This is a genomic window from Polynucleobacter sp. KF022 (genome assembly GCF_027924105.1).
In the GTDB taxonomy this organism is placed as follows: domain Bacteria; phylum Pseudomonadota; class Gammaproteobacteria; order Burkholderiales; family Burkholderiaceae; genus Polynucleobacter.
This window is the reverse complement of sequence record NZ_AP026972.1, coordinates 663647-674643: the sequence shown is the minus strand read 5'-3', so window position 1 is coordinate 674643 and position 10997 is coordinate 663647. Positions and strand designations below refer to the sequence as shown.

The window sequence follows — 10997 nt, the reverse complement described above, 5'->3', positions numbered from 1 at the left end:
AATCTGCCAATGAAGAAAAAACTGATTAGACCAAGTGCCGCAGAAGATGCCGCAATCACTAAGGCCGCTCTGTCTGACCCCGATAACCTACCCATGACAGATGAAGAGTGGAGTGAAATTAAACATCGATTAGTTCGTGGCAGAACAAAGGCGGTGTCTAGCAATAGCACCTTAATCAATAATAAATCTAAAGATAATCACTGATATCTCCACCTTGACGCTTACTTCACCTCAACCATCTCACCCTTAGATGAAATCAAGTAAGCCTTGTTTGACTTGTCTTTTCTGATGCGTTTGAGCTCGGCCTGGTAGCCCTGCAATTGCTTGCGGTACTTTTCATACTTATCACTACCCACTTCTGGAATGGTGAGCTTGTAATCGATGATGGCTAAGTGATCATCAAATTCCACCAAGCGATCCATGCGATAGCTCTTGCCATCTTTACTAGTAATATCTAGCTCATTCCAAGCCTGCACCCACTCGCCTGATGTCAGATAGTGTTTCAACTCTGGGGTTGTAAGCACTTTTTGTACGTATGTAATAAGTTTGATTGCGCTGTCCTGATCAACACTAAGCCAGTTCATGAGTTCCTGCTCGCTTGGCATAGGTGGTTTTGTTTCATTACTGGAATCGGGAGTGAGGAACTCTAGCAACTTATGGAAGTTTGTACCCTCTTCCAAGATTTCTGGATCAGGATTACCTGTCTGCTCATCCACGCCCGCAAATACTTCAACCGTCACACCACTCTCGATGTCAGACAGCATTTGCGTATGGCTTTCTTGCGCAGAGTCCCAGTCCAAGACAAAATCCTCAACCGCGTTTTCTTGCGCAGGTTTGATGACCTCAAACTCATCCGTAGCTACCACTTGCTCGCCTACCTGATACACAGACAACTCAACCTTGCTTGCCTTGCCATACCAAGAAGTCTTATCTAAGCCACTAGGATTATTGGTAGTGGGCTTTTGGGCATCACCACTAATCCATAGGCCTTGGCGAGCACGAGTCATGGCAACGTACAAAAGATTCCAATTTTCTTTTTCACCAATTAGCTTCTCAGCCTCATTGATCTCAGCGCGAGGGCTAGTCAATGTTTTAGAGGTAAACAGAGATAAATGAGACGGGCTCTCTTCTTGTGGCGCCCAATCAATTAAGACGCCACTGTAGTCAACATTGGTATCGGTATTGTTCGCGTCTAGGATGATGACAAAAGGCGACTCCAAGCCTTTAGCACCGTGAATTGTCATGAGTCGCACACGCTTATGGCGATCTTCTTCTGACATCTCACTCTCTTCATCAACTTCGACTAGGTTGTCATCGCTTGCTGCATCGACATCCCCCTCGTCAGGGGTTTCATCATCATCGCCACGGCGCTTGGTATTCATCTCCTGAATAAAACGACTCAAGCTTGGGTATTGACCCCCATCTTGATTAAGCGCCACTTCTAAGAAGGCATCCAAGTTTGCCAAGACCTGTGGTCGATCGAGATCCTGACAGACTGCAGCATATTTGAGGCGCACATCACCCTCTTGATAAATACGGTCAAGCAGGTCATGAACCGGTAAGCGCTCACCCAAAAGATGCCAATGCTTAAGATAGCGTGCCGCACCTTGAAGCTTTGCATCTTTACTATCTTGCAACGCATCCCACCAGGAGCGGTAATGACCAGATGTCATCGCTACTGCTAATTGCTGCATTTGTTTTTCAGCAAAACCAAAAATCGGACTTCTCAGAACTTGGGCTAGCGGTAAGTCATGACGAGGTGTTACCAAAACAGTCAGCAAGGCAATGAGGTCATCAATCTCTAGAGTATTAAGCAATCCGCCTAAACGTGGACTTTCATAGGCAAGCTTTACATCACGCAGCGCTCTTTCGTATTGAGGCAAATATTTACGACGCTTTACCAGCAACAGAAAATCACTCGCCCTGGCCTCGCGCCAAATTTCCCTGCCACCTTCTTTATCTGCCACCTTACGCGTAGCAATAATTTCTTTAATGAGGCGCGCAACCAATTCACCCTCACGTTGACGCTGAATCACCCCAACCGTTTCACTTGAATCGGCAATAGCACCATCAAAAGCACTACCCTCTCTTGGTTCCTGCGTCTGCTCTGCATAAGGAATCAAAGGTAATAAATAAATCTCACCTCGCCCAGCATAAGCATCGGTAGGCCTATCCTCATTCGGAGTAGTCCATAGGGTTTGCTGCTCTGTATATGGGTAATCGGGTGGCACTTGCTCGCCCTGAAAGATAGTATTCACGACCCTATTGATTTCATGAGCATTGCGACGCGTTTTATCCTGCTCAATATAAGCAGCACCATGATGTTGATGTAAAAACTGCGCTGCGCTCACAAATAGCCTAGGATCAGCACGACGAAAGCGATAAATCGACTGCTTAGGATCGCCCACAATAAATACTTTTGGCTTCTCATCGCCTACGCTATAGCCTGCTAACCAGGCTCGCAGAATTTGCCATTGCAATGGGTTGGTATCTTGGAACTCATCTACCAAAATTTGTTTGTACTTTGCATCTAGGCGCGATTGCAGATAGGCTGCATGCTCAGGCTCCCCCATCAATAAACTAACGCCAACCTCTAAATCATCAAAATCACGCACGCGCATATTTTCTTTTTGGGCATTCGCGTGCGCCATCATGGATTGATTTAGGGCAAACCAAGCCTCATTGATAGCAAATACATCCTGCTCGGCTCGCCATTGGAGGTACTCCTCAAAAGTATGACCCCAATGTTGCTTAATGGCGATGTGCTCATCGATACGATGAGACTCACCCATCTTCTCGAGATATTTCTTCGCCTCACCCAAAGCTTTATCGTTATTACTACGATATTTTGGTTCTTTGGTTAAGAAAGTAGTTTGAAAGTGACTTGCGACTTCCATCACATTGCCTGCACGCTCTTTGCAGGCAATGGCCGGCAACAAGTATTGCAAAAGATCGCTATCTTTTACGCTGCTATTTTGAAAACAGCGCGCTAGGAACTGTAGATCCTCTAGCGTATTAGGTGCACTCCACTGAGCCAGCAATGGATTAGGTAGATTCAACTTATGCAGGGATTGTTTTAGGTGCTCTAAAGGCGTGATGCCGGTTTGATCACATTGCTTCACAAAGAAGGTCCATGCACCTCTTTGCTTAAAGAGGCTGCTTTTACCCATTAAGAGTTTTTGCGTCTCATAAGAGCCTAAATATTTGAGCAAGACGTCATAATGCGCTTTGAGCTCTGGCGTGAGATCGCCCCACCAATCATCAAGACACTCTTCTTGGAGTCGCTTAGCATCCTCACGTAACATGAACCCCGGCTGAATGCCAAGCGATACTGGAGCTGCTCCTAGTAACCTGCCAAACCAGCCATGAAAGGTATCGATCACAATCGGCTGTGGGTTTGCCAGGACCTGCTCATAAAGCGCTCTGGCTTTAGGAAGGTATTTTTCAGCTTGCACCTCTTCCATACCTCTAGCGGTAAGTTCTTTCATCAATGAGGCATCATCACTTTTAGAAAATTGCTCCAGCAACCCATATAGGCGGTCACGCATTTCTTGCGCAGCCTTACGTGTAAATGTAAGTGCGAGAATTTCTTGCGGCTTCACATCATCGAGCAATAGGCGAACCATGCGCGCCACCAATAACCAAGTCTTGCCGCTGCCTGCGCAAGCAGAAACAATTACCGAGCGATGGGGATCGCAAGCGAGCTTTTCTGAATAGGTTTGCTTGGCTGGAAGCATATTAATTAGATCGCTCACCAAATTCCCTTCCTGCAAACGCCTCTTGCTTCGCAGTATTGGCAAACTCCTTCAGGCGCAAATGCTTGCATTGGCTTTTTGGCCCATAGCTGCTCTACATCTTCTGTAATCTGCTTAGAAAACTGCTGCATCATTTCTGCCATATCTACCACTTCTTGGCTGCGCAGTGCTTTTTGCTCGCCCTTAGAAACATCAGCCTTCAAGGCCACCCACTCTGCCTGCTGAACCTGATGCCCCGTTAACTTATGACTTTCTTGACCCTCATTTGCAGCCCGAGCATAGATTAATAGCTGAGGATCATCTAAGACATGCTCAGCCCGAACTTTGACTCTGTCAAAGCGTTGATTTTTGTAATCAATCACTGAAGCAATCCTGCTGTTATCTATATTGACGTCATAGCGATCAGCATAACCTTCAATGCGAATCATTTTGATATTGCCGTCAGCATCCTGAAATGGCAAATCAAAACCAACCTTGACTTCACCATCAAAATATTCCCAACCCGCTAACTCACGTTGAATCTGCCAATCCACAAAACTTGGAATTTGTTTTTGCCAATCCCTTAAGGCACCCATTACCCTAGCATCACCCTCAATCAATACGGCGAACTCTTGTTCTGAATAGTCATTTAAGCTTTTTTCCATCCAGGCACGCCTTTGATCGGGGTCAGCCTTAAGTGATGGATTAGTATGCTCATGGGTTTTGAGCGCATGGTAAAAACGCTTGAGCAACTTATGCAAAGTTTGCCCTGCCAGTGAAGCATCAAAGCCTTCATCAAATTCTTTGTTCTTACGCAAACCCAACAAACTACGCACATAATAACGATATGGGCAATCCCGCAGAGCCTTATAGGCACTGGGGCTCATTGATAGCGGCATCGGCAGATCTTCATCAAAATGCGCAACTGCCATTTCCATCGGCGTTGCCTCAAAAGCGCGTTTTTTCAATTGAGCTGGAATGGCTTCCCACTTAATTTGATTTTGCAAACGCTGTATCCAAGCCGATGGTCTGAGCGGTTCTCCATTATTGCTTTTGCTTTGCCAGAGTAAATCCACACTGGGGCATGACACTAGTAATTGCGAAAGATCTCTGGCTTGCTGCACAAACTGCATCGCTATCGTTGAGGTCTTTAGTAGCTGATTAAGCGCATCCGAGAAAAATAATGGTGGCTCTGAATAAGCTGGCAACTGCTGCTCGTCGCAACCTACAACAACCACTGCTTCAAAGTCGCGCATACGTGTAGAGCTCAAAGGCAAAATACTCAGCGTTGCTTTAGCTTCTTTACCAGCTTCTTGATAGCTCGCCCCTTCAATAACTGTTTTAAGCAAACTAAGCCACTCACTCAAACGAATAGAGGTTTGTTGGTATTGCGTCTTACTCAAGTCAAATGTCTTGAGCACCTCCAGCAATTGCTTGCCGGCCGAGTCTTTTTCAAGACTTTTATCCATCCCAGCTGCTTGAAGATTAGCCTGCAACAACTGATAGGCCTTATTGCAATCAACCTTAAGCGTCAGCCACTCATGATGACGCTCTCGAGCAAACTGCAACAACTCAAATAATGCTGTGCTTGGCATTGCGCTAGAAGTTTTTGCCGCATTCGCTTGCGCGCCCTCAATGGCCAGGTGAAAGGTTTTCCAACCAGACTCTGCTTTGCTGCCAACTAAAATATCTTCAAGCTCTGCAATCAGCCCAATACAGGCTTCCGCATCTCGATTCAGAATCTTGCCAAGATCTAAAAATGGATTCTGTAAAAACTCAAGCAAGGTTTTTGAGCTCGGCCCATCTTTAGGGGCTCTAATGAGTTCTAACCAACTATTAAGCGCTGCAGCCGCACGTGTAGTCGATAGCTTCCAACCAGTTTCATCACGAATATTAAGTGCTGGACCAAGGCGTGAAAGTAATGCGCGCGCCCTTCTCGCCACTAAACGATCTTGCGCAACCAATGCTAAATTAGTTTTTCCATGAATGAGATGTTGCTCAATTGTTTTGGCAGCAGCCCATGCTAATTCTTCAAAACGTTTCGCAGCTATTAGTCGCCAGCCCTTACTTTGGGAGCGTTTTACATTTTCTAACGCTTGAATCCTTGCTTGTTCACCACCTTCAGCGCCAATAGACTCAGGCCACAAGCCCAAGTCATGCCAATCCATCTTTACATCTATTACTTGTGCGTACTGGGCATACTCATTAAGCAGCGCACCAATGATCTCTTGGTCTATTGGTGTTGGATCGGCAGTCTCCACCCATATCAATGGCCTTGCTGAATTTGCATTCTTACTCGCCTCGAGATGAGCGGCAATTGCAAACTGATTGCGAAATGCAGGGTCACTCACGCTTGCGGTGTAACGCCAAAACTCAAGTAAGACCTTAGTCTCTTGATCCACTACTTTACGCGCCATACCTGAATAGACTTTGGCAACAGTGCTATCTAATAATGCTTGCGCCTCACTGAGGCAAAGCTCGCCAAGATTGCTTGTTTCTTTTTGATTTTTCTGAATGAATTCATGAATCTGTTTTTGTAGTTGCGGACTCACCGCTGTTGATAAGGTGTCACACGCCTTCACAATCGCTTGGGCCAAACCCCAGGCGCCAGATTCAGTCTCTGCCTTAAACCACGTTTGTAAATTTTTATGTTTACGCAAAGTGGCATAAACAGCGAGCCATCTTTCCAAATCTGTTTGCTTCTTTGGAAATTTCCATGCGCCTGGTGCTGCTTCTAGCCAATCCGTAAAACTAATGACTTGGGGCAAGAAGGCAATACCGCTTGGTAAGTCTTTCGGTCGGTTTTGTTCTAGCGCTGCCCTAACCCCGATGAGGGGACCAGCAGTACTGAGTACCACTAAGGGGCGCTGATTAGTTTGCACTGCACAATCCCAGATGCCTTTTGCCAATTGGGTGAGCGCTTGGCTATTAGGCGTAATTGCCCAAGCATGCGGCTGCTTTTGGTCAGAAAGGGCAGGAAAAGGCTGAGACATGAAGTGTGTATTTATCTATTTTGAGCAGAACGTTCCGCTTATTGCTAATATAAGCGTTGTAACGCCATAATTAAATAACTCGCTAAATAAGTCTAAATAAGGAATTTTCATGAGTGCCGGCATTAAATATGTAACTGACGCCTCTTTCGAACAAGACGTCCTCAAGTCCGATAAACCTGTTCTGCTCGACTTCTGGGCTGAGTGGTGCGGTCCTTGCAAAATGATTGGTCCGATCCTGGAAGAGCTCGCTGGTGAATATGGCGATAAGCTACAGATCGCAAAAATGAACGTGGATGAGAACCAAGGCGTACCTGCCCAGTTCAATATTCGTGGCATTCCTACCTTAATCCTCTTCAAAAATGGCACCGTGGCTGCTCAAAAAGTAGGCGCTTTGGCCAAATCTCAGTTGACTGCATTTATTGATAGTCATCTGTAAATAGTCTCAGACCACAGGTTCACCTGCTGAGCCTGTGGTTTTTACCGATTTACCGTAGTCGTCAGACCCGTTTTTTAGTGTAGTATTACTCAAACGCACTAATCAGTGCTCCGATTTCCAGCAATTTACTCCCCCTTCTTTTAGTAAACATCCAAAATTCTGTTTTTCCACATCTGCGTGATCTCAATCAGCGCAGCGATACCTCAAAACAAATTCATACCATTCTGATTTTTCCTTTTATTTACACCTGAGAACCACATGCAATTAACTGAACTCAAAGGCCTCCACGTATCCGCCCTGCTCGAAATGGCAGCTAGCTTGGAGATTGAAAACACTCAACGGATGCGCAAACAAGAATTAATGTTTGCCATTCTCAAAAAACGTGCGAAGGCTGGTGAAACCGTTTTCGGCGACGGCACTTTAGAAGTACTGCCTGACGGCTTTGGTTTCTTGCGCTCCCCTGAAGCCTCTTACATGGCTTCTCCGGATGATATTTATATCTCTCCTGCGCAGATTCGCCGCTTTAACCTACATACTGGTGACAGCGTTGAAGGTGAAGTGCGTACACCTAAAGATGGTGAGCGTTACTTTGCATTGGTAAAGGTCGACAAGATCAACGGTTTGGCCCCAGAAGCCCTCAAGAACCGCATCATGTTCGAAAACTTAACGCCTTTGCATCCGAACCGCGTGATCAGCCTAGAGCGTGATATCAAGGCAGAAGAGAATCTAACTGGCCGCATTATCGATATGATCTCCCCTATTGGTTACGGCCAACGTGGCTTGATCGTAGCGTCACCTAAATCCGGTAAGACTGTGATGATGCAGCATATTGCACACGCAATCTCTGCAAACAATCCCGATGCCATTCTCATCGTATTGCTCGTTGACGAGCGCCCTGAAGAAGTTACCGAAATGCAACGATCCGTTCGCGGTGAAGTCGTTGCCTCTACTTTTGATGAGCCAGCTGTGCGTCACGTTCAAGTTGCCGAGATGGTGATTGAAAAAGCAAAACGTTTAGTTGAGATGGGTAAAGATGTGATCATCTTGCTTGACTCGATTACTCGTCTTGCGCGCGCATACAACACGGTTGTTCCTTCATCAGGCAAAGTACTCTCTGGTGGTGTGGACGCTAACGCATTACAACGTCCAAAACGTTTCTTCGGAGCAGCTCGCAATATTGAAGAAGGTGGCTCACTCACCATCATCGCTACTGCCCTGATTGAAACTGGTAGCCGTATGGATGACCTCATCTATGAAGAGTTCAAAGGTACTGGCAATATGGAAGTTCACCTTGAGCGTCGTTTGGCCGAGCGTCGTGTTTACCCATCTATTAACCTCAATAAGTCTGGCACCCGCCGTGAAGAGTTGCTGGTTAAAGCTGAAAATCTCCAGAAGATCTGGGTATTGCGTAAATTACTGGCCGATATGGACGATATCGAAGCGATGAACTTCATCGTAGATAAGCTCAAATCCACCAAAAATAATGGCGAATTCTTCGACCTAATGCGTCGCGGAGGCTAATTTAGAGGTCCAGGGGGCTGTTTTGGCCCTTTTTGGACCCCAAAAGAGCGCTTTGTTGTTGATTTCATGGCATAATTTCGCCTTTACTGCTTTTAAAACCTGGGAAAGTATTTAAGTCAATTTGACTCAAACGGCTACCCGCTCATAGGACTCATAATGAAACCTGGCATTCACCCCGAATATCGTGAAATTGTCTTTGTAGACGTTTCCAATAACTTCAGCTTCAAGACTCGCTCCACAATGGCTACTAAAGAGACCATTAAGTGGGAAGACGGCAATGAATATCCATTGGCCAAGATCGAGACTTCATCTGAATCACACCCTTTCTACACTGGTACCCAGAAAATTATGGATACCGCTGGTCGTGTTGAGAAATTCCGTCAGAAATTCGGTACCAAGGCTGTTGCTAAGGCTTCCGGTGATGGCGCTGCTAAAACAGCTGAGAAAAAAGCTGCTGCTGCAGAAGCTAAAGCTGCTGAAAAGCCAGCTAAGAAGAAGGCTTAATACAACTCTATTCGCAGGGTATGTGAAATACCATCTCTGCGAGATAATCAAGGCAGCGTTTGCTGCCTTTTTTATTTTGAACTGCACACATGGTCAAACTTACCGCCGCTGCCACTAAATCCATTCCGCGCATTATTATTTTTGCGCTGACTTTGGTTTATGGTTTTGCTGGCCTCTTTTTTCGGGATCCCTGGAAAAACGAAGACGCTATTGGCTTTGGCGGTATGTGGACCCTCTTTCGCGGTAACTCCATTGATTGGATTGTTCCCCATCTAGCTGGTCGCGATATCTCACTTGGTACACCACTGCCCTATTGGATCGGCGCCACTCTCATCAAATGGTTTGGCCCCTTCATTGGCGCTGCTAATGCTGCTCGTTTGTATTCAGCGATTTGTTTCTTTGCTGCTGCACTCGCAATTTGGTACGCAACCTATCTACTAGGGCGTCGTCGCGAAGTGCAACCAATGGCACTCGCTGTTGGTGGTCAACCAGACTTAAAGAGTTATGGCATGACCTTGGCTGATGGTGCCCTACTCATCTTCTTGGCTTGCGTAGGTCTTGCTCAGCGCGCCCACGAAACCACGCCGATGATGGCGCAATTGATGGGCATCAGCATTGTGCTCTACGGCACTGTACGTGGCTTAGATAAACCATGGCAAGGCGGACTATGGACTGGCCTTGGTATCGCCATTGTTGCACTATCGAGCAATCTCACACTAAGCCTCATCATTGTTACCTCAACCATTATTGCGGTCATCGCTAGCAATGCAAAGCTGCGCTTTCGTTGGACTCTTACCAGCACTGTTTTGGGATTAATTGGTTTTGCGATTTGGCCGATAGTTTGGTATCTAACAGACTTACCTACGCATTGGCGTCACATCGCTGAAGAGGGATGGCGCAACGTTCCAGAAATGCGTGCCACACCTTCGATTGAATCTCTCGGATTCTTGAGTGTGAACTTTTGGGCTTATGCATGGCCTGTATGGCCATTGGCAATGATTTCGCTCGCACACTGGGGGCGTGTTAAAGAAGCGGGCACATGGCGCGCCCCACATCTTTGCATTCCACTGAGCCTATTTATTGGTAGCTTAATTTATGTCTTGTTCCGCCTTGAGGCAAATGAACATGATTTATTGATTTTGATTCCGAGCCTTTCTATCATTGCCGCATTTAGCCTGCCAGTGCTTAAACGAAGTGTCATTAGCTTTATTGACTGGTTTGCCATGTTTAGCTTTACGCTAATCGCCCTCGCTATTTGGATTATCTGGTTAGCTAAGGTGACAGGCTACCCAGAAACTACCGCAGCCAATATTGCACGTTTATTGCCGGGATTTGAGAGTCAATTTAATGTATTGGCATTTTTCGTTGCTCTGGCGATTACTGGCGTATGGCTTGCGATCGTGCGCTGGAGAACTTCACGCGCACCAAAAGAAATTTGGCGTTGTCTCATCATCTCCGCTTCAGGTACAACACTTATGTGGGTTTTATTAATGACCCTCTGGCTGCCAACGATTAATTACGCCAAAACCTATCGTCAAGTATCTGCGCGATTAACCCAAGTCATTCCTTCTGGTGGTGGCTGCATTGATACCAGCAATCTTGGCGATGCTCAACTTGCTTCTTTTAAATACTTTTCTAAACTCAATTTGCGGGATGATCCTAATTGCCCCTGGATGCTCACCCACAGCCAATCCGAGGCTAAAGCCTACGCCCAGCTGAACAATAAAAAACTCAGCCTCCTATGGGAGGATCGTCGTGCAGCTGACCGCGACGAACGTCTGCGTCTTTACGAAGTAATCCCAGAATAGA

The 10997-nt window shown here is 46.3% G+C and carries 7 protein-coding genes; 5 read left to right on the top strand and 2 right to left on the bottom strand.

Going from position 1 to position 10997, the window contains the following annotated elements:
* The first annotated feature begins 9 nt into the window (after window positions 1-9).
* The gene (locus PKF022_RS03560; RefSeq protein ID WP_281777245.1) at window positions 10-204 is read left to right on the top strand and encodes a hypothetical protein; all 195 of its coding nucleotides are present in this window, start codon (window positions 10-12) and stop codon (window positions 202-204) included.
* A 17-nt stretch (window positions 205-221) separates the two neighbouring features.
* Here PKF022_RS03560 and PKF022_RS03555 read toward each other — a convergent pair whose 3' ends face one another.
* Window positions 222-3755, bottom strand: a complete 3534-nt coding sequence (locus PKF022_RS03555; RefSeq protein WP_281777244.1) for a UvrD-helicase domain-containing protein — start codon at window positions 3753-3755, stop codon at window positions 222-224.
* The gene (locus PKF022_RS03550) at window positions 3752-6727 is read right to left on the bottom strand and encodes a PD-(D/E)XK nuclease family protein (protein ID WP_281777243.1); all 2976 of its coding nucleotides are present in this window, start codon (window positions 6725-6727) and stop codon (window positions 3752-3754) included. The genes PKF022_RS03555 and PKF022_RS03550 overlap by 4 nt, the downstream gene beginning before the upstream one ends.
* A 109-nt stretch (window positions 6728-6836) precedes the next feature.
* Here PKF022_RS03550 and trxA point away from each other — a divergent pair, with 109 nt between their 5' ends.
* The 4 genes from trxA (at window position 6837) to PKF022_RS03530 (ending at window position 10996) form a co-directional block, all read left to right on the top strand.
* Window positions 6837-7163 (top strand): thioredoxin TrxA, encoded by a 327-nt coding sequence (trxA, locus tag PKF022_RS03545; RefSeq protein ID WP_068321063.1) that lies wholly within the window; start codon window positions 6837-6839, stop codon window positions 7161-7163.
* A gap of 258 nt (window positions 7164-7421) precedes the next feature.
* Window positions 7422-8684 (top strand): transcription termination factor Rho, encoded by a 1263-nt coding sequence (gene rho / locus PKF022_RS03540; protein WP_215349008.1) that lies wholly within the window; start codon window positions 7422-7424, stop codon window positions 8682-8684.
* Window positions 8685-8840: 156 nt separating this feature from the next.
* Window positions 8841-9188, top strand: coding sequence for a type B 50S ribosomal protein L31 (locus PKF022_RS03535; protein ID WP_068321059.1), 348 nt, complete (start codon window positions 8841-8843; stop codon window positions 9186-9188).
* Window positions 9189-9277: 89 nt separating this feature from the next.
* Window positions 9278-10996, top strand: coding sequence for a hypothetical protein (locus PKF022_RS03530; protein WP_281777242.1), 1719 nt, complete (start codon window positions 9278-9280; stop codon window positions 10994-10996).
* The last annotated feature ends 1 nt before the right edge of the window (window position 10997 follow it).

Coding starts and splice junctions, on each gene's coding strand:
- rho (WP_215349008.1), top strand. CDS start 7,422: ATGCAATTAACTGAACTCAAAGGCCTCCACGTATCCGCCCTGCTCGAA.
- PKF022_RS03560 (WP_281777245.1), top strand. CDS start 10: ATGAAGAAAAAACTGATTAGACCAAGTGCCGCAGAAGATGCCGCAATC.
- trxA (WP_068321063.1), top strand. CDS start 6,837: ATGAGTGCCGGCATTAAATATGTAACTGACGCCTCTTTCGAACAAGAC.
- PKF022_RS03550 (WP_281777243.1), bottom strand. CDS start 6,727: ATGTCTCAGCCTTTTCCTGCCCTTTCTGACCAAAAGCAGCCGCATGCT.
- PKF022_RS03530 (WP_281777242.1), top strand. CDS start 9,278: ATGGTCAAACTTACCGCCGCTGCCACTAAATCCATTCCGCGCATTATT.
- PKF022_RS03535 (WP_068321059.1), top strand. CDS start 8,841: ATGAAACCTGGCATTCACCCCGAATATCGTGAAATTGTCTTTGTAGAC.